Origin of the sequence: Paenibacillus turicensis (assembly GCF_017873435.1) — a bacterium.
Classification (GTDB): Bacteria; Bacillota; Bacilli; order Paenibacillales; family Paenibacillaceae; genus Fontibacillus; species Fontibacillus turicensis.
Window position 1 is genome coordinate 55,887 of record NZ_JAGGKG010000024.1, and the last position, 17,993, is coordinate 73,879.

The following is a 17,993-nucleotide window of genomic DNA, read 5'->3' on the forward strand; positions in this document are numbered from 1 at the left end:
TTTACTCCATCAAAGCTATCCATAATTTACCCTCCTAATTACCTGCCTTTTTTTTGAGAGCATTGATGAAATCGTTAAATGTTAAATCGCCATGATTATCAAGAAATTGAACCATTTGCTCTACATTGTTTTGATTTATATCGTTGCTATTATATTGACCAACTAGGGTAACAACAAAGGAAGCCTCCCGGAATATTTCTACGGAGTCAACTTTAAGTTTTCCCGTCAGTAATAACGCGGCCACTGTATATTCTAATCCCTTTGGTTTTTTAGGATTTGTACGGGGAGATTGTTTTTTCGTTTTATTATTTTTTTTCGAAAAAGCCATCTTTGTCCCTACTTCCGTATAACTGTACTTAAAATACAGAATATGCAAAAAAGATTGTAGGGGTGCGAATCATATATCTTGTTTGCTTGTACTATTGGAATCCACTTTATTAAAACTTTATTTTTCCGCCAGTGTAACTTTATTTTAAGATGATACATTTTTAAGCAAGAACTATAAATAAAGTTGTGGAGGAAAGTAATGTGAAAACAAACCAAATTCCTGTGTTGCAAATTACAAATCTCACTAAAAAAATTAAAAATAAGGTGATTGTAAACAAGTTAAGCTTTAGTCTTGAAAGAGGGGATATTTATGGATTTTTAGGACCAAATGGTTCTGGTAAAACAACGACGTTACGTATGATAACTAGGTTAGTTTATCCCACTGCGGGAGATATTCTCATCAATGGGATTTCAATTACAAGCAACACCAAAAAAACGACAGCTTCAATTGGAAGTATTATTGAAAATCCTGCTTTTTATTTGAACATAACGGCAAAGCAAAATTTACAATTAAGCGCAACCTTATCTAATAAAGAAATTAAATCTACGAAAATGGATGAAGTGCTAGAGCTTGTGAAATTAACGGATGCTAAAAATGATAAAGTAAAAACCTTTTCGCTTGGGATGAAGCAACGTCTGGGCTTTGCCAACGCGCTTTTAAGCGATCCAGACATAATTATTTTGGACGAGCCAACAAATGGTGTTGATCCGATGGGATTATATGAAATGAAGACTCTAGTGAGACACTTAGCAGAGCAACATAATATTACTTTTCTTATTTCAAGCCATATGCTTAGAGAGATGGAGGATTTATGTAACAAAGTCGCTATTGTTCAAAAAGGAACTTTAATTGAGAGTGGCAGGGTAAATGAATTGTTGGAGAAATATTCAGTTAATAATTTGGAGCAGCTCTTTTTTTCGTCTGTTAAAGGGGTGTCATTATGAGCAATGTAAAGTCGCTGGTTTCCTTTGAAGTGAGAAGGTTTTTAACTGCTAAAAGTACACTCATATATGCCTTTATTTACTTCGTGAATTTTATTATATCTGCATTATTTTATAAATTATATGGAAGTGAACTAACCGTACTTACAGTAGGAAATGGTCAATCTTTTCCAATTCAGCATTTACAAGCGAGTTACTTGTTCTCGGGTGTGTTTATTGCGATTTATGTTGGACAAATTATTATACAAGAACGCACCGCGGGAACAATTAAATTACAGCTGCTACAACCTGTATCAAGAAATGAATATTTTTTTAGCAAAGTCCTTTCTATTTTTGTTTTTTCAATCTTTCTTTCCTTTTTAATGATTAGTTTAGGGTATGTTGTTGGAACCCTCTTTTTTGGGTGGGGGGATCAACTTATTATCGCTTCTCTTACTTATAGTGGTTTATCTGGTGTTTTTGTAACTTTAAAGAGTGGTTTAGCTCTAGCTTTACCCTATTTTGTTTTTGGACTTATGGCTTTAGTTGTAGCTATGATATCCAATTATTTGCTAGAAAGTACTATAATTTTGGGTGTTTCTCTGATGGCAGGTCAATATCTCGAATTAATCCCTATCATAAACCGATGGAGCCTAATTCGTCAGATGTATTTCTTTTGTTTGGATATTTTAACGAAGCCATCCCCTTATATTATGATGAGTTTGTTTAGTTTAATTTGTTATGCTTTATTATTTGGATGGATTAGTTATTTTATATTTAAAAAGAAGGATTTGTTTGTTTGAATAAAAGGGGGTGGGCGTAGTGATTAAGCAATTAAAGTTTGAACTAAAAAAAATGTTTTTTCAGGGAAAATACCACATTATAATGATTACACTAGTGTTATTTAGTATTTTGTATACTGTTTTTATGTATAATAGAGGGCTTTCGGAAATTGAGGTTCTAAATGGCGTCCTAGCTACGTTTCGTCCAATAGGATGGTTAATCTGTAGTTATATGATATGTGAGATTGTCGCTAATGATTATCACTATAAATTTTTAAAAACAGTTCTTCCTTATGCTAAAAGTAGAAGCATCTATATGATTTCAAAATTAATTCTGACATTAAGCTTATGCTTAGCTCTATTTTTACTAACTATAGTCATTACAGGCACGACACTGATGTTTGTATCTCATGACCACCTTTGGGTTGTAGACCTTGACCTTGTTATCCCCAAAATTGTAGCGATACTAGCTGGTGTTTTATTTTTTGCAAGTATGAGTATGGCCTTTATGATTTTCACCGAAAGTGAAGTCGTTACAATTGGACTTTCTATGGGGATGGTTCTAATTATGTTTGTGCTTGAATCTGTTGAGCAAATCTTGAATTATTTACCTACGATGTGGCTTATTCAGCTGCCAGTAGCTACTCATACACAATCTAGTATAATATTAATGACTATGGCTATATTTGTACTAATATCTGTAAGCCTAGTTTGCATAACGGTACAGCGATTTAAAACAAAGGATTTGTTTGTTTCCTAATATCACTGGGGGTTAAGGAAAGGCAGTTGTTATGAGAAAAAAATCAATACTCATTATTGAAGATGAGCTAGAGCTAGCTAATATGATTAAAAAGTATTTGCAAAGAGAGCATTATGATGCCCAAATTATCGTAAATGGCAATGATGCCTTACAAGCGATTAAAAAAATGCAACCTGACCTGGTTTTGTTAGACTTAATGTTACCGCATTTAGATGGACTTGAGGTTTTACGTCAAATTCGATTAGAGTGTATTGTCCCTGTCATTATAATAAGTGCTAAGGAAACGGAGCTAGATAAAGTTCTTGGATTAAAGCTTGGAGCAGATGACTACATGACAAAGCCATTTTCAATGAAGGAGATGGTGGCGCGTGTTGAGGCTTTATTTAGAAGAATTGAAGGCTACTCCACTAGGGATAATCATCATCAGACATTCCAGTTTAATAATATATACGTTGATTTGTTAGCTAGACAAGTTCGAGATGAAAATGAAGTACTAAATTTTACAACAAAAGAAATGGACTTGTTAATTTTTTTATTAAGACATCCTAAGCAGGCGCTAAGTAAAGAGCAGATTTATAATCATGTATGGGGATTAAATGAGTATGGGGATATCAATACAGTAACGATCCATATCCAGAAAATTAGGGAAAAGCTAGGCCCTTTTCATGAAATAACTACAGTACGTGGAGTGGGGTATCGATTTGACGGAGAATTGCGATGAAAAAGAGCATTATTAATAACCTACTGTTGATATGTTCAATTCTATGTATTTTACCACTTATACTTTTGACATTAACTGTATCGACTGGCTTTCCCGTATGGCTCCTTGTTATGATAGTGGTTCCCTCTGTTTCACTTACTTTATATGTTGTTTTTTATATTAAAAATCGGATTATTAAACCAATAGAGACTTTAATCAATGAGGCACAATTGATTTCATCGGGTGATTTGTCTCATCCTATTGTGTATTGTAAAAATGATGAGATCGGGAGCTTTGTATCCGCATTTGACCATATGCGAAGTCAATTATACGAACAACAGCAACAACAACAACTGTTTGAAATTCAACGTAAAAATTTTATTAGTAGCATTTCTCATGATTTAAAAACCCCAATCGCCTCGATTTCAGCATATGTAGAGGCGTTGCAGGATGACTTAGCCGAAACACCAGAGGAAAAGCAACAATATTTAAAAATTATTGAAAATAAACTTGCTGTTTTAGCGGATTTGTCTAAGCAACTTAACTTAAGTTATGCAACACCAGAAGCATTAAATTTATCATTAAATAAGTTTAGCTGTTATACATGGACAGAAGAGATGATTTATAGTGTAGAATCAGAATGTAAAATCAGAGGAATTCATTATAGCTTGCAGAATTTAATTGAAGAAAATGATAAGACTACGATGTTGATTGATGTTTTTCCATTAGATAGAGCGATACAAAATATATTAAGCAACTGTTATCGATACACAAAAAATTTATTTGTGATGTCTATGGAAATAAAGAAACATCACTTTATTTTGACTATAAAAAATGATGGCGTTACGATACAACCTAATAACATCAACAAAATCTTTGATCGATTTTATTCAGAGGAAATGAATACGGCTCAAGGGCATCTTGGGTTAGGTCTTTACATTTCTAAAACGATCATAAATGCGATGAAGGGTGAGATTCAGGTTGCTGTTGATGGGGATATAATCACATTTGAAATCATGTTGCCTGTGTCTCCCTGTACTTCAGTATCTTGAATTATGGGAGGACAAGTAAGAAGAAAATTGATACTGTATGCTGATAACATAAAGAACACATCCCAAAACTAGCGGATGTGTTTTTTTATCCAGAATGAACTTAAATGCTTTTCAAGTTACGAAAATGATAAATTTGCAACCTTTCTGCCACACACAAAAAAAGCCGAGACCCTTTTCCAAGAGTCTCGAATCATGGGAGAGGAGAAACCGGATGAAGAGCTTATGGGGAAACGTAAGTCTTCTCCGCGGTTGTCTACGACATTTGCTGATGTCGATATGTTTAATTCTGCCTCAATTTGTAATGATTTATACATGTAAGCATAAAAAAATGTTATAATATTTGCGTTTTTCAAGTTTTATTTGTTTTTGTGTTACGATATGGAAGCGGATTATGTTGTTTAGGTTTTATTTAGGGATTTTTAGACAAGGGTGTGAATGTAAAATGAGAGTGATATCAGGAAGTGCTCGTGGACGGCATTTGAAGGCAGTTCCGGGTATTGGAACACGTCCCACTACGGATAAAGTAAAGGAAGCATTGTTTAGTATGATTGGTCCCTTTTTTGAAGGCGGGAATGTGCTTGATTTATTTGCAGGAACAGGTGGTCTTGGCATTGAAGCGTTGAGTCGTGGAATGGAGCATGCAGTATTTATTGATTTGGAGCCTAAAAGTATTGCAACTATTCACGATAATTTGCAAGTGACCAAGTTCAGTGATCAAGCAGAGGTTTATAAAAATGATGCAAAACGTGCTTTAAAGGTTTTATCCAAAAGAGCGATGAAGTTTCAGCTTGTGTTTCTTGATCCGCCCTATCGTCTAAAGCATGGAGATGAGCTGATGGAACAAATGGCAGAGCTTGAGCTACTTACGCATGACGCTACCATTGTATTGGAGCACGATGCAGGATATACATACCCAGAGCATTTTGGAAACTTCCGGATGTGGCGTAAGGCAGAGTATGGTGAAGCTGCAATTTCTATCTACTCCTATGATTCTCAGCAAGGTGAGCAAGAAAAGGAATAACAACCAAGGAGGAGTTAGTAAAATGAGTACAGCAAACAAAAGCATTAGAGTTGCAGTGTATCCTGGCAGCTTTGATCCAGTAACCAAAGGACATATGGATATTATTAATCGCGCCGCAAGACAATTTGATCATCTGATTGTAGCTGTGTTAAACAATACGAATAAAAATCCATTATTTAGTGTGGAGGAACGAACCCACTTACTTCGAACAGTAACTAAACATATCCCCAATGTTGAAATAGATAGCTTTCAAGACCTATTAGTTAATTATATGGATTATAAACAAGCGCATGTCATTGTGCGTGGTGTTCGTTCTATTACAGACTTTGAATATGAGCTACAAATCGCTTCAACTAATCATAAATTAAACAGTGATGTTGAAACGATTTTTATGATGACGAATCCGAAATACTCCTATTTAAGCTCCAGCATCGTAAAAGAAATTTCTAGCTTTCATGGTGATGTAAGTGACTTAGTGCCTGCTGAGGTAGATGAAGCATTAAAGCTTAAGTATACGAAGCAAAAGCAACAGTAATCGAGTTATATTTTTATATAGTCCGTCATTTTATTGATGATTGTGGCTTCCGCAGTAGTGAGTATAGCAAAATGAGCGCGATTATCGCAGTAAATAGGATCAGCTGCCAATGTAAAATCGGAATAAGCTGACTAATTGCAGGTAACGGGATACCTAAATAAGAAGTGATTGTCGCCTCATCTATTTGATAACTATAGGCGGAAATGGCTCCAGGAACAATACTAGTTATTGGGCGCCATAGCAGTATGGTCAAAACCAAGCCGTAGCAGGCATGAAGTAAACGATGAACAAAGAAAAACTTGCCGATGGTGCCTGTTGATTTAAGTAATGCCTGTACTTGCAAATACGCACATAGCCCACTAAAGCCTAGCAGTGCACTTAGCCAAATTGATTTATGATATAACGAAATCGACTGTGTCACGATCGAAAAGGAACCTAGATGTACTTCTAGCAAGCTTGCAATCATTGGAGAGGGAACAAGCTGTTTAAGTGTGTCTGTGAGTACATAAATGATGACAGAGAATATAAGTATATAGCCGCCGATCATCATTAAGGTTTGGACAGAGGTACCAACAGCGTCACCTAATAGCTTTCCGAAGCTACGACCATCTGCTTGATGTGCCTCTTCCATGCTACGAATTGCAAGCCTGATGCGCGAGGGCTGCTTTTTGTGACTAGCTTTTATGTTAGATTGTACCACTGCTTTATCTTGCTCAACTTGTTTTGTACGAAGTAAAGCATTTGTGCTCATACCTGATAGTAGTCCTGCAATCCAATGGATACCCAATAAAAATAATCCAAGCCAAGGTTGTTTAGCAAACCCTGCACCAATGACAATAATGATCAGCATTGGACTGCAAAAATGGGAGTAGCTTGCAATTTTTTCTGCGTCAGTAGAAGTAATTTGACCTTGACGTTGTAGCTTGGAGGCAGCATCAGCACCAGCGGGGAAGCCTGCCGTCATTCCGAGTGGAATAATAAAGCTGGCGATGCCAGGAAGCCCTAGCCATCTTTTGGTATAGGGCTCTACGAGTTTGCCGATTCCGTGTACAAATCCGCTAGCAATAAGGATATGGGAGAGGACTAAAAACGGAAGCAACCCAGGGAAAATAATTCGCCACCAAATTGCAAGTCCTTCCCCAGATGCCTTGAAAGCAGCCGAAGGGGAATAAATAATACTAAACACTAATAAAATAGCTCCAGTAGCTAGCAATAGGGTTGACCATTTTTGTTTCATCGGAAATTCACCTCATATTTTGGTTGGCATATATGAATTTGCTTGTAGCAACGCAAGGTTATAATATAGATACAGTTATATGCCAAATGCCTTAGTACATGCTTATGCAGCTTGGTCTATGGACAGACCTTGAGGAATAGAAGGGAGACTTATAATCTCATGAACAAATCAAAATCATTTATAGCAAAACCATTAGCAAGATTTGGGGTTTTTATTGTTGTGATCGCCATGCTGTCCTATGTCCTTATTGAGATTCCTATGCCATACATGATTAATAGTCCTGGCACAGCAGAAGAAATTAAACCGATGGTCTCGGTTGAAGGTGGGGATCAGCAGGAACAGGGAGCATTTATGCTGACGACAGTGTCTGTGAGTTATGCAAATATGATGATGTTAATGTTATCCTACTTAAACCCACATGCAGAAATTGTGCCTAAGGAGCCAGATCGGGATCGTCAGCAATATGAGGTACAGCAACGATATTACATGAGCAATTCACAGTCAAACGCAATTATGGCTGCCTATACTAAGGCAGGTGTGAATTATCAAATTTTACCCCAATATGTATTTATTGTTGGAATATCAAAGGATGTAAAGACAAAAGGCGATTTTGCCGCTGGAGATGTAATTAAAAAGGTGAACGGTACCGAAGTAAAAGGTTTTGAAGCTTTAACTAATGCGTTACATGGTAAAAAAGCAGGTGACATTGTTTCTGTGGAGATAGAAAGAGAAGGTAAGCCTATTGAACAGCAAGTGGAGCTTGTCCCTATACCCGATAAAGATAACAAGGATAGAGCAGGATTAGGTGTTAGTGTTGGCGAGGTGCAGGATGTTGTGCCTAACAATGATAAGGAAGAAGTTAAGTTTGTAAATACACGGATTGGTGGGCCTTCTGCGGGTCTTATGTTTACACTTGAAATCTACAATCAATTGACACCAGGGGATTTGAGTAAAGGTCATCGAATCGCGGGTACAGGTACAATTACAAAGGATGGTGAGGTTGGTAGTATAGGAGGGGTACAGTTTAAAATTGTTGCAGCCGATCGGGAAGGGGCGGAAATCTTTTTTGTTCCTAAGGATAATTATGAAGTTGCCAAGGCGAAAGCGGAAAGTATAAAAACAAACATGAAAATTGTATCTGTAAAAACATTAGATGACGCAATAAATTATTTAGAAAAACTGGAGCCAGTCTCAAAATGATAATATAATGAGTGGCTCCTACTATAGATCCTATTAAAACATAATTGGTGGTTGATTGAAGTCACGAAGGATGTTTGTGGTTGATCTATTTTTCATCGCATTATAATAAATTGCGGTCGCCTTTATATCCATCTGTAAAAAGGGATGCTGGATACCTGCTGCTCTGGTTACAACTGGAGCAGTTGCGGTTTTCTTCATCCTTTTTAATATTGTCCTTCCTTGCTCATTAAAGCCCAATACACGTAGGTAGTGTGGGCCAGCTTGAAGTGAATGCTGAGAGAAATCGCGCTTGGAATGGCGTAAAAGGATATGCAAAAGAGCACGTTGCAGCTTAGTGTGGGTATAGCGTTTTGTTTTAAGTAACGTTAATAGCTTTTCTACGCTAGGTTCTGTCACTTTGGATATTGAGCTTAAAATTCTATACTCTAGCCCCTCAGCGATTTCCTGATATTGTTGTAATTCGTTTGGGGAGCTTAGGATAAGCTCATGCCATAGGTCGTTTGCAAAATGCTCCCATGTCATTGGACAGTGTCCAGCTTGTATTTCCCTTATTAACAGATCCATGGTGTAATCGGGTACAAAAGCGGCTACCTCATTAGCGCCACCTTCAAGCAACATTTTTCTAATCGCAGTTGCACTGGCAATATGATCATGACTAGGCTTGGCATCGTGATATGCGGCATGCTTTCTAAGGATGCTTCGTGGAACAATAGGACTGTCAAGTTGATATAAAGCCATTAAGTAATGTAGTGCTAAGCTATTATTAGGTTGAGTTAATATGGAGTTAATGTGATCTGGATTTCCCAAGCTGCCCGTTTCTCCTAAACAGGCAGCAGCATGACTAAAAGCAGCAGGATAGCTCATGCCTGTAGCTAACTTGTCTGCCAACAAAGACTTAAGCTGGTCTTCCTTCTCACTGAGAAGTTGGGCTATTTTTTTCATGACTTCAAGCTCATCACTTTCCATACCAAACACAAGCTCATTCACAACACCTGTGGCATGAAGAGAAGCTATAGCACCATAGGCAAACCATTGTGCGGAATGGGTTGCATAAGCCACTGGTAGCTCCAATACTAGGTCAACCCCCATATGAAGTGCCATTTCTGTACGGGTCCATTTATCAACAATAGCTGGCTCGCCTCGCTGTAGAAAATTCCCACTCATAATAGCGATAACCGCGTCTGCTTGGGTAACTTGCTTTGTTTCGTTATAATGATGAATGTGACCATGATGTAGAGGGTTATATTCAACGACAATGCCCGCAATTTTCAAAACTATCCCTACCTTTAATAAAATTATATTAAATCAGTTTGTTTTTTACTGGATGGTTTTATATAAGCTGCTCGTGTATAATGATTATTCAGTATGAATCTAGACATTTGCATAACATATGCATAAAATTTAGTTTTAGATTTAATATAACCTAATATATCAATGTTTTTAAGAGGGTTTCAAGTATTTGTAGTTGACAAACCTTTCGAAAACTCGGTATAATAATTTTTGTTTGTTTGGAGTGATATGTAGATGAAAATCTATTTCCGTCAAATGGCTCCTTCTGCAGACGCAATGAATATTGTAGAAACTGTAGATGCCAGTGGTTTAATTAAAGGGCGTAAAGATATTCAGGATGTGAGTTTGGTTCAAGCAAACTTAAAAGCGCAGACTGGACTCGATCAAGTACTTCATGTGCATGGTGTATTATCTGCAACATTACATATGTCCTGTGCGAGATGTCTAAAGCCTTTAAGCCATGAAGTCCATGTTGATTTCAATGAACGCTTTAAGCACACAGACAATCCAGAACTAAATGTAGAGACAGAAGATGAGGATATATGGTATATTGGGGAGGATTTTGTGGAACTCACTCCATATATTGAAGAGTCCTTTGTCATTAATCTTCCGTTTTCTGTATTGTGTAAGGATGACTGTAAAGGGCTTTGCCAAAATTGCGGTGCTGATTTAAATGAAGGTGAATGTGGCTGTAATCGTGAAGTCATTGATCCTCGTTTAGCAGCATTAGGCGATTTTTTCAAAAAGTAAGTTGTTTATAACGTTTATATAAATAGCTTATATTTCAACGCAAAACGTCAATTTTTGCTATAATTAAAAATAGTGAAGCCGTTTATGCTAGAAAATCAATTTAAAGTCTTCACCTGAAATATGGTTTATCTGAATAAGGAGGTGGGAACCATGGCAGTACCTCAACGCAGAACGTCCAAAACGCGCCGCGACAAACGTCGTACGCATTTCAAATTGGCTGTGCCGGGCATGGTAAAATGCGAACAATGCGGAGAATTGAAGCTTGCTCATCATGTATGTAAAGTTTGTGGAACATACAAAGCAAGAGAAATTATCAAGTAATTGTTACAGTTTTACAGCACGAACTTAAAGTAGTACTTCATCTTTGGTGGGGTGCTATTTTTTTTGGACAAATTATTGGCTAACCCTGCATAGTATTTTAGTGTGGAGGGGTGAATAAGCTAATCTCTTGATACCTTTGTCCCTTAAGATAACTGATTTTCCTTTTCTTTTGGGGCAAGATGCTTTATACTACATTTTAGTACCAGGTTCTAATGTAATTTAAGGCTTTAGCATAAATTCTAATAAGGTAGCGTATAAAAAAGGTTGCCGAAAGAACGATTGGAGTTTATGCAAAATCCTTATGTCATATTAATATTAGTCATATCAAATCCGGGGGGTGATCGCGATCGAACGTTTGCCAAAGCGGGCGAGGCAGCAGCAGCTTGTCAAGATTATTGAAGAAAATCCTTTTATCACTGATCAAGAATTAACCCGGAAATTAAAAGTAAGTATACAAACGATTCGGCTTGATCGCATGGAATTAGGAATACCAGAGCTTAGAGAACGAATGAAGCTGATGGCTGAACGCTCCTATGACCAGGTTAGATCCTTGCCACTTCATGAAGTTATTGGAGAAATTGTTGATTTACAGCTTGATAAAAGTGGGATTTCGATTTTTGAAATTGCAGATGAACATGTTTTTTCTCGCACTGGAATTGCAAGAGGACATCATATTTTTGCACAAGCAAATTCTCTTGCGGTTGCCGTCATTAACGACGAAATCGCTTTGACCTTTTCGGCTGACATCCGATTTGTGAGATCTGTACATTTAGGCGAAAAATGTATTGCCAAAGCTTATGTTCGGCCTTTATCTGGCAGTAAAGCGAAAGCAAAGGTTGAAGTATTTACGTATGTTGGAGAAGAAATGGTGTTCCAAGGGAATTTCGTAATCTACCGTTCCACTGTAGATGAGGATCATGAGGGAGGAATTCACCATGCGGATCGCCATTGATGCTATGGGTGGTGACCATGCACCGGCTAGTACAGTAGAAGGTGCGTTAGCTGCAGCAAAGGAATGGAATGATATTGAGGTTATTTTGGTAGGCGATGAAGGAGTACTTGCTCCATTACTATCTGAGCGACCTGCTAACCTAACCATTCATCATGCTGGAGAAAAAATAGAAGCGACAGACGAGCCAGTTAAGGCAGTACGACGTAAAAAGGACGCTTCTATGGTCGTTGCAGGCAGACTTGTACGTGAGGGACAAGCTGATGCTATGATATCAGCGGGGAATACAGGTGCATTAATGACAACAGGGTTGCTGGTTGTAGGTAGAATGGCGGGAATTGAACGCCCTGCATTAGCTCCAATGATTCCTACTATCGATGGCAAAGGAATGCTTGCCTTAGATTTAGGTGCAAATATGGATGCGAAACCAGAGCATTTAGCACAATACGCTTTGATGGGAAGCATTTATCGACAAAAGGTACATGGCATTGAGAAGCCAAGAGTTGGCTTACTTAATGTGGGGACTGAAGCGATGAAAGGAAATGAATTAACGAAGCAAGCTTATCCTTTGATTGAACAGCAGCCAATTGACTTTGTTGGGAATGTGGAAGCTAGAGACGTATTAGCTGGTGTATGTGACGTGCTCGTCTGTGATGGGTTTTCAGGAAATATTATGCTGAAATCTTTAGAGGGCACAGCTGGCTCTTTATTTTCAATGTTGAAGAAGGAATTTACAAGCTCTCTAAAAAATAAGCTTGCCGCAGCAGTGCTTATGCCTTCTCTTCGTAATTTGAAAAAAATAATGGACTATAAGGAGCATGGTGGTGCGCCATTGCTAGGCTTAAGTGGACTCGTTGTAAAAGGACATGGCTCCTCTGATGGAGAAGCTATGAAAAATGCGGTTCGTCAAGCTAGAATTGCCCTTAAATCTAACCTGATTCAAAGTATCGGGGATGAGGTTAGTAAACATACGGAAGTGAGTGACTTATAATGACAACGTTAAGTTCAGTAGGAATTATTGGTACAGGCATGTATGTACCTGAAAAAATATTAACAAATGCTGATTTGGAAAAAATAGTTGAAACCAATGATGAATGGATTGTGTCCAGAACAGGGATTCGTGAACGTCACATCGCAGCACCTGATCAAGCAACGTCTGATTTAGCTTATCATGCGGCAGTGCAAGCGCTTGAAAATGCTGGTATGACAGCAGATCAACTAGATTTGATTGTCATTGCAACGATTACACCAGATACGATGTTCCCGTCAACCGCTTGTATTTTACAAGAGAAATTGGGCGCTAAAAATGCGGCAGCTTTTGACTTGTCCGCAGCATGTTCTGGGTTTGTATATAGTATGGCAACAGCAAGCAGCATGATTCGTACAGGCATGTATAAAAATGCTTTAGTTATTGGCGCAGATACATTATCTCGTATTACTGACTATACTGACCGTAATACATGTGTACTTTTTGGTGATGGTGCAGGTGCAGTCATTTTAGGTGAAGTGCCAGAAGGTAGAGGATTCTTATCCTTTGATCTTGGTGCAGAAGGAAGTGGAGGTTCACTTCTTAAACTTGAAGCAGGTGGCTCAAGATTGCCAGCGTCTGCTGAAACCGTTCAAGAGGGTAAACATTTTATTTACATGAATGGTCGCGAAGTATTCAAATTTGCGGTTCGTGTCATGGGCTCAGCAACGGAGGAAGTATTACGTAAAGCAGGCAAAACAAAAGAGGATATCGATCTGTTTGTGCCTCATCAAGCGAATATTCGCATTATTCAGTCCGCGATGAACCGTCTTGATTTGCCAGAAGATCGCTGCGTAATTAATGTGGATAAATATGCCAATACTTCTGCGGCATCCATCCCACTTGCATTAGTTGAAGCTGCTCAGCAGGGACGTATTAAGGAAGGCGATACGGTGTTGTTAGTAGGTTTTGGTGGCGGATTAACTTGGGGTGCTTCTGTCCTAGTGTGGTAAATGAATAGAAGAGTAGCAAGGAGTGACATCTAATATGGCTAAAATTGTCTTTGTATTTCCAGGACAAGGCTCCCAACGTGTAGGTATGGGAAAAGATCTAGTTGAGGCTTTACCTGAAACGAAATCGTTGTTTGAATTAGCGAACAAAGCGGTTGGTTTTGATATAGCTTCACTTATTTTTGAAGGACCAGAGGAACAGCTTAAGCAGACGGTGAATACGCAACCTGCATTGTTAACGACAAGTGTAGCGTTGTATCAAGCCTTTGCTAGTCATGGCATTACACCTGATTATGTAGCTGGTCATAGCCTTGGTGAGTACTCGGCATTAACTGCTGCGGGTAGCTTATCTTTTGAAGAGGCAGTAGCGACTGTTCGAGCGCGTGGCGGGTTTATGGAGCAGGCTGTTCCTAGCGGTCAAGGCGCAATGGCGGCAGTGCTTGGTGGTGAACGTGAGGCGCTTGCAGCATTGTGTCAAGAAATTACAAGTCAAGGGCAATTAGTGGAGCTAGCTAACATGAACTGTCCTGGTCAAATTGTAGTGTCTGGAAGCAAAGAGGGCGTGGAGCAATTAGTAGCTCGTGTGAAGGAAATTGGTGCGAAGAGAGCGATTCCTCTTGAAGTGAGTGGTCCTTTCCATTCCTCTCTCATGAAGCCCGCTGCACAGAAGCTAGAGGGGCAGCTTAGTACAATTAATATTCAAGATGCTAAAGTGCCTGTTATTGCAAATGTAACAGCAAGACCTGTCACTGATCGCACACAAATTAGTAGTTTGCTTGTGGAGCAGGTGTATTCTCCTGTATTGTGGCAGGATAGTATTAATTGGTTAATTGAACAAGGTGTGGACACCTTTGTTGAGATTGGACCTGGTAACGTCTTAGCAGGTTTAATTAAAAAAATCGATAAAACGGTAGCAATATATAATGTACAAGATCTTGAAAGTCTTGAAGCTACAGTTGCAGCTCTGAAATAAACATACATGACTATACTCTATGGAAAGGAGGAACAGGAATGAGTAAATTACTTGCTGGACAGGTTGCATTAGTGACTGGTGCTTCACGAGGGATTGGGAAAAGTATCGCCCTTGGTTTAGCAGAAGCGGGTGCAAATGTAGTCATTAACTATGCTGGCAATGCTGAAGCTGCTACGCAGGTAGTGGAGCAGGCTAAAGCGTTAGGAGTCGACTCCTTCTCTATTCAAGGTCATGTTGGAGATAGTGCTATTTTTGAAGACATGGTTAAGCAGGTCGTAGATACGTTTGGTCGTATCGATATTCTTGTGAATAATGCAGGGATTACTAGAGATAATCTAATAATGAGAATGAAAGAATCTGAATTTGATGATGTCATTGAGACGAATCTAAAGGGCGTGTTTAACGGAATAAAAGCTGTTACGCGTCCGATGATGAAGCAACGCTCAGGAAAAATCATTAATATATCTTCGGTTGTAGGTGTACTTGGAAATGCGGGGCAAGCAAATTACGTGGCGGCTAAGGCAGGGGTTATAGGGTTAACCAAATCTTCTGCTAGAGAATTAGCGTCTCGTAATATTACAGTGAACTGTATCGCCCCAGGATTTATAGAGACAGATATGACGGAGCAATTATCTGAAGAATTGCGTCAAGGTATGCTTGCAGGGATTCCGTTAGCTCGTTTAGGAAGTCCAGAGGAAATTGCTAAGGTGGCTCTATTTTTAGCCTCTGACAATGCCTCATATATGACTGGACAGACGCTACATGTAGATGGCGGAATGTATATGTAATATTTAAAGTGTGTCTCTATGGCATTTTGACTTTAATTCTCGTATAATACCAAGGAGGAGGTGAACCGGATGTCCGATGTATTGGAGCGCGTAAAGCGCATTGTTGTGGATCGCCTCGGCGCTGATGAAGCCGAAGTTACCCTTGAAGCATCTTTTAAAGATGACTTGGGAGCTGATTCGCTCGATGTTGTTGAACTAGTAATGGAATTAGAAGATGAATTTGATCTTGAAATTTCCGATGAAGATGCAGAGAAGATTACGACTGTAGGTGAAGTTGTTAACTACATACAATCTCATACCTAATTGTCGTATTAAGTCCCCCTCCTTATTGTAGGCGGGACTTCTCCTTCTATTATGAAGTAATTAAGTTATTAAAAATATATGACTGGATATTTACACATGAAGTCTATAAGAGGTGAATGTGTTTGAAACATAGAGTAGTAATAACAGGAATGGGTGTAGTTTCCTCCTTAGGTCAGGAGTTAGACCTTTTTTGGGACAACTTAACCCAAGGTAAATCTGGGATTTCACGTATTGAATCATTTGATACTAGTGATTATCCAACACAGATTGCGGCAGAAATTAAAGAGTTTAATGTAGAAGAGTATGTAGATCGCAAGGAAGCACGTAAAATGGATCGTTTTGTGCAATTTGCAGCTGCAGGTGCATTTAAGGCACTTCAGGATAGCGGACTAAACATTGCAGAGGATACAGATCCAGAGCGTGTTGGCGTTATGATTGGATCTGGTATTGGTGGTTTAGGTACACTTGAAGCACAGCACAGTATTTTGCTGGAAAAGGGTCCTAAACGGATGAGTCCATTTTTTATTCCGATGATGATTGCGAATATGGCATCTGGTCATGTTTCCATTCTTACCGGTGCAAAAGGACCTAATACAACAACCGTTACCGCGTGTGCAACAGGTACTCATTCCATTGGGGATTCCATGAAGATGATCCAATATGGCGATGCGGATGTAATGATCTGTGGTGGTGCAGAAGCAACGATCCTCAAAACGGGTTTAGGTGGCTTCTGTGCGATGCGTGCGATGTCTACACGTAACGATGAGCCAGAGCGTGCGAGTCGTCCATTTGATGCTGAGCGTGATGGTTTTGTGATGGGTGAGGGAGCAGGGATTTTAATTCTTGAATCATTGGAGCATGCTCAAAAACGTGGAGCAAAAATTTATGGTGAAGTGATTGGCTATGGATTAAGTGCAGATGCACACCATATGACTGATCCCGATCCAAACGGTGCTTTGCGTGCTATGAAAATGGCGATCGCTAATGCAGGAATTGAGAGTACTGAGGTGGATTACATTAATGCACATGGTACTTCCACACCTGCTGGGGATCGTTCAGAAACCTCAGCGATTAAAGAATTGTTTGGTGAACATGCCTATAAGCTTGCAGTAAGCTCTACCAAATCAATGACAGGTCATTTACTTGGTGCAGCAGGTGGAGTTGAGGCAATTATTTGTGGCCTGACTTTGAAAAATGGCGTTATCGCTCCAACAATTAACCTTGAAAATCCAGATCCGGATTGTGATCTAGATTACGTTCCTAATCAAGCAAGAAAAAGCGATGTTAAGGTAGCGATGTCCAATTCATTTGGATTTGGTGGACATAACGCAACAATTATTCTCAAAAAATTTGAAAATTAAGGGGTAAGGCTGTTGAGCGGAGATCTAAAGCATCTGCAGCATAAACTTCAAATTTCATTTAAGAATAAGCATTTGTTGAAGCAAGCCTTTACGCATGCCTCTTATGTTAATGAACATCGGTTCAGTCAGAACGAGGACAATGAACGCCTTGAATTTTTAGGTGATGCTGTCCTTGAACTGACTGTATCCGAGCATTTGTATTTGCTTTTCCCTGACCGACCTGAAGGTGAGCTAACGAAGCTTCGGGCGGCAATCGTGTGTGAGCCGTCACTTGTAAAGTTTGCTGAAAGCCTTGAATTCGGCAAATATGTATTGCTTGGTAAGGGAGAGGAACTGACAGGAGGGCGTACACGTCCCGCTTTGTTAGCAGATGTATTTGAGTCATTTGTTGGGGCTTTGTATCTGGATCAAGGCTTGGAAAAAGTAAATGAATTTCTTCATCAATATGTTTTTTCTGGCTTGACTTTGAATGGAAAGCTGCAAAGTAACGATTATAAAACTGAATTGCAGGAATTAACTCAGCACCACAACATGGGTGTGCTTGAGTACCGCATTGTGGAAGAACGTGGGCCTGCCCATGAACGGGAATTTGTATCTGAAGTATTGATGGATGGCCTTGCATTGGGGAAAGGAGCCGGACGCTCCAAAAAAGAAGCAGAGCAGCAGGCAGCCGCAGAGGCGCTTGAAGTTTTGAAGTCAACTCCATGATGATAAGGAATGCGAAATCCCTGCCTCTAACGAATGAA

The 17,993-nt window shown here is 39.0% G+C and carries 22 protein-coding genes; 19 read left to right on the forward strand and 3 right to left on the reverse strand.

Going from position 1 to position 17,993, the window contains the following annotated elements; all coding sequences use genetic code 11:
- Nucleotides 1-34: 34 nt before the first annotated feature.
- Nucleotides 35-328 (reverse strand): hypothetical protein, encoded by a 294-nt coding sequence (locus tag J2Z32_RS19540; protein ID WP_210090876.1) that lies wholly within the window; start codon nt 326-328, stop codon nt 35-37.
- A 200-nt stretch (nt 329-528) separates the two neighbouring features.
- On the opposite strand from J2Z32_RS19540, the gene J2Z32_RS19545 reads away from it, so the two are divergent.
- From J2Z32_RS19545 to coaD, 8 genes are all read left to right on the forward strand, one after another.
- On the forward strand, nt 529-1,272 hold the full coding sequence (locus tag J2Z32_RS19545) for an ABC transporter ATP-binding protein (RefSeq protein ID WP_210090877.1): 744 nt from the start codon (nt 529-531) through the stop codon (nt 1,270-1,272).
- Entirely contained in the window at nt 1,269-2,051 is a 783-nt protein-coding gene (locus tag J2Z32_RS19550; protein ID WP_210090878.1) for an ABC transporter permease, read from the forward strand. The genes J2Z32_RS19545 and J2Z32_RS19550 overlap by 4 nt, the downstream gene beginning before the upstream one ends.
- A 19-nt stretch (nt 2,052-2,070) precedes the next feature.
- The gene (locus J2Z32_RS19555; protein ID WP_210090879.1) at nt 2,071-2,790 is read left to right on the forward strand and encodes a hypothetical protein; all 720 of its coding nucleotides are present in this window, start codon (nt 2,071-2,073) and stop codon (nt 2,788-2,790) included.
- A 31-nt stretch (nt 2,791-2,821) separates the two neighbouring features.
- Entirely contained in the window at nt 2,822-3,511 is a 690-nt protein-coding gene (locus J2Z32_RS19560) for a response regulator transcription factor (RefSeq protein ID WP_210090880.1), read from the forward strand.
- A 110-nt stretch (nt 3,512-3,621) separates the two neighbouring features.
- Nucleotides 3,622-4,542 (forward strand): HAMP domain-containing sensor histidine kinase, encoded by a 921-nt coding sequence (locus J2Z32_RS19565; RefSeq protein WP_210090881.1) that lies wholly within the window; start codon nt 3,622-3,624, stop codon nt 4,540-4,542.
- Nucleotides 4,543-4,734: 192 nt separating this feature from the next.
- Nucleotides 4,735-4,860, forward strand: coding sequence for a hypothetical protein (locus J2Z32_RS22600; RefSeq protein ID WP_280921165.1), 126 nt, complete (start codon nt 4,735-4,737; stop codon nt 4,858-4,860).
- 124 nt (nt 4,861-4,984) lie between these two features.
- The gene (gene rsmD, locus J2Z32_RS19570) at nt 4,985-5,563 is read left to right on the forward strand and encodes a 16S rRNA (guanine(966)-N(2))-methyltransferase RsmD (RefSeq protein ID WP_210090882.1); all 579 of its coding nucleotides are present in this window, start codon (nt 4,985-4,987) and stop codon (nt 5,561-5,563) included.
- Nucleotides 5,564-5,585: 22 nt separating this feature from the next.
- Nucleotides 5,586-6,098 (forward strand): pantetheine-phosphate adenylyltransferase, encoded by a 513-nt coding sequence (gene coaD / locus J2Z32_RS19575; protein WP_210090883.1) that lies wholly within the window; start codon nt 5,586-5,588, stop codon nt 6,096-6,098.
- A gap of 25 nt (nt 6,099-6,123) precedes the next feature.
- On the opposite strand, the gene J2Z32_RS19580 is transcribed toward coaD, so the two are convergent.
- Nucleotides 6,124-7,335: a nucleoside recognition domain-containing protein gene (locus J2Z32_RS19580; protein WP_210090884.1), complete on the reverse strand. Its 1,212-nt coding sequence runs from the start codon at nt 7,333-7,335 to the stop codon at nt 6,124-6,126.
- 159 nt (nt 7,336-7,494) lie between these two features.
- Between J2Z32_RS19580 and J2Z32_RS19585 the strand changes: the two genes are divergently transcribed.
- Entirely contained in the window at nt 7,495-8,535 is a 1,041-nt protein-coding gene (locus J2Z32_RS19585) for a SepM family pheromone-processing serine protease (protein ID WP_210090885.1), read from the forward strand.
- A gap of 33 nt (nt 8,536-8,568) precedes the next feature.
- On the opposite strand, the gene J2Z32_RS19590 is transcribed toward J2Z32_RS19585, so the two are convergent.
- Entirely contained in the window at nt 8,569-9,807 is a 1,239-nt protein-coding gene (locus tag J2Z32_RS19590; protein ID WP_210090886.1) for a nucleotidyltransferase, read from the reverse strand.
- A gap of 252 nt (nt 9,808-10,059) precedes the next feature.
- Between J2Z32_RS19590 and J2Z32_RS19595 the strand changes: the two genes are divergently transcribed.
- The 10 genes from J2Z32_RS19595 (at nt 10,060) to rnc (ending at nt 17,955) form a co-directional block, all read left to right on the forward strand.
- Nucleotides 10,060-10,575, forward strand: coding sequence for a YceD family protein (locus tag J2Z32_RS19595; protein WP_210090887.1), 516 nt, complete (start codon nt 10,060-10,062; stop codon nt 10,573-10,575).
- Between the two features lie 150 nt (nt 10,576-10,725).
- Nucleotides 10,726-10,896 (forward strand): 50S ribosomal protein L32, encoded by a 171-nt coding sequence (rpmF, locus tag J2Z32_RS19600; protein WP_210090888.1) that lies wholly within the window; start codon nt 10,726-10,728, stop codon nt 10,894-10,896.
- 355 nt (nt 10,897-11,251) lie between these two features.
- Nucleotides 11,252-11,848 (forward strand): transcription factor FapR, encoded by a 597-nt coding sequence (gene fapR / locus J2Z32_RS19605; RefSeq protein WP_210090909.1) that lies wholly within the window; start codon nt 11,252-11,254, stop codon nt 11,846-11,848.
- Nucleotides 11,832-12,836, forward strand: coding sequence for a phosphate acyltransferase PlsX (plsX, locus tag J2Z32_RS19610; RefSeq protein WP_210090889.1), 1,005 nt, complete (start codon nt 11,832-11,834; stop codon nt 12,834-12,836). The genes fapR and plsX overlap by 17 nt, the downstream gene beginning before the upstream one ends.
- Nucleotides 12,836-13,825 (forward strand): beta-ketoacyl-ACP synthase III, encoded by a 990-nt coding sequence (locus tag J2Z32_RS19615; RefSeq protein WP_210090890.1) that lies wholly within the window; start codon nt 12,836-12,838, stop codon nt 13,823-13,825. The genes plsX and J2Z32_RS19615 overlap by 1 nt, the downstream gene beginning before the upstream one ends.
- Nucleotides 13,826-13,859: 34 nt before the next feature.
- On the forward strand, nt 13,860-14,795 hold the full coding sequence (gene fabD, locus J2Z32_RS19620) for an ACP S-malonyltransferase (RefSeq protein WP_210090891.1): 936 nt from the start codon (nt 13,860-13,862) through the stop codon (nt 14,793-14,795).
- Nucleotides 14,796-14,833: 38 nt separating this feature from the next.
- Nucleotides 14,834-15,583 (forward strand): 3-oxoacyl-[acyl-carrier-protein] reductase, encoded by a 750-nt coding sequence (gene fabG, locus J2Z32_RS19625; protein ID WP_210090892.1) that lies wholly within the window; start codon nt 14,834-14,836, stop codon nt 15,581-15,583.
- 69 nt (nt 15,584-15,652) lie between these two features.
- Nucleotides 15,653-15,886, forward strand: coding sequence for an acyl carrier protein (gene acpP, locus J2Z32_RS19630; protein ID WP_019638123.1), 234 nt, complete (start codon nt 15,653-15,655; stop codon nt 15,884-15,886).
- A 122-nt stretch (nt 15,887-16,008) separates the two neighbouring features.
- Nucleotides 16,009-17,247, forward strand: coding sequence for a beta-ketoacyl-ACP synthase II (gene fabF / locus J2Z32_RS19635; protein ID WP_210090893.1), 1,239 nt, complete (start codon nt 16,009-16,011; stop codon nt 17,245-17,247).
- 12 nt (nt 17,248-17,259) lie between these two features.
- Nucleotides 17,260-17,955 (forward strand): ribonuclease III, encoded by a 696-nt coding sequence (gene rnc / locus J2Z32_RS19640; protein WP_210090894.1) that lies wholly within the window; start codon nt 17,260-17,262, stop codon nt 17,953-17,955.
- Nucleotides 17,956-17,993 lie beyond the last annotated feature (38 nt).

What these genes read in the sequence shown, in the direction of transcription:
- plsX (WP_210090889.1), top strand. Translation starts at nt 11,832, where the DNA reads ATGCGGATCGCCATTGATGCTATGGGTGGTGACCATGCACCGGCTAGT.
- J2Z32_RS19565 (WP_210090881.1), top strand. Translation starts at nt 3,622, where the DNA reads ATGATAGTGGTTCCCTCTGTTTCACTTACTTTATATGTTGTTTTTTAT.
- J2Z32_RS19615 (WP_210090890.1), top strand. Translation starts at nt 12,836, where the DNA reads ATGACAACGTTAAGTTCAGTAGGAATTATTGGTACAGGCATGTATGTA.
- J2Z32_RS19550 (WP_210090878.1), top strand. Translation starts at nt 1,269, where the DNA reads ATGAGCAATGTAAAGTCGCTGGTTTCCTTTGAAGTGAGAAGGTTTTTA.
- acpP (WP_019638123.1), top strand. Translation starts at nt 15,653, where the DNA reads ATGTCCGATGTATTGGAGCGCGTAAAGCGCATTGTTGTGGATCGCCTC.
- J2Z32_RS19580 (WP_210090884.1), bottom strand. Translation starts at nt 7,335, where the DNA reads ATGAAACAAAAATGGTCAACCCTATTGCTAGCTACTGGAGCTATTTTA.
- J2Z32_RS19595 (WP_210090887.1), top strand. Translation starts at nt 10,060, where the DNA reads ATGAAAATCTATTTCCGTCAAATGGCTCCTTCTGCAGACGCAATGAAT.
- fabD (WP_210090891.1), top strand. Translation starts at nt 13,860, where the DNA reads ATGGCTAAAATTGTCTTTGTATTTCCAGGACAAGGCTCCCAACGTGTA.
- J2Z32_RS19585 (WP_210090885.1), top strand. Translation starts at nt 7,495, where the DNA reads ATGAACAAATCAAAATCATTTATAGCAAAACCATTAGCAAGATTTGGG.
- J2Z32_RS19540 (WP_210090876.1), bottom strand. Translation starts at nt 328, where the DNA reads ATGGCTTTTTCGAAAAAAAATAATAAAACGAAAAAACAATCTCCCCGT.
- J2Z32_RS22600 (WP_280921165.1), top strand. Translation starts at nt 4,735, where the DNA reads ATGGGAGAGGAGAAACCGGATGAAGAGCTTATGGGGAAACGTAAGTCT.
- J2Z32_RS19560 (WP_210090880.1), top strand. Translation starts at nt 2,822, where the DNA reads ATGAGAAAAAAATCAATACTCATTATTGAAGATGAGCTAGAGCTAGCT.
- rsmD (WP_210090882.1), top strand. Translation starts at nt 4,985, where the DNA reads ATGAGAGTGATATCAGGAAGTGCTCGTGGACGGCATTTGAAGGCAGTT.
- rpmF (WP_210090888.1), top strand. Translation starts at nt 10,726, where the DNA reads ATGGCAGTACCTCAACGCAGAACGTCCAAAACGCGCCGCGACAAACGT.
- fabG (WP_210090892.1), top strand. Translation starts at nt 14,834, where the DNA reads ATGAGTAAATTACTTGCTGGACAGGTTGCATTAGTGACTGGTGCTTCA.
- coaD (WP_210090883.1), top strand. Translation starts at nt 5,586, where the DNA reads ATGAGTACAGCAAACAAAAGCATTAGAGTTGCAGTGTATCCTGGCAGC.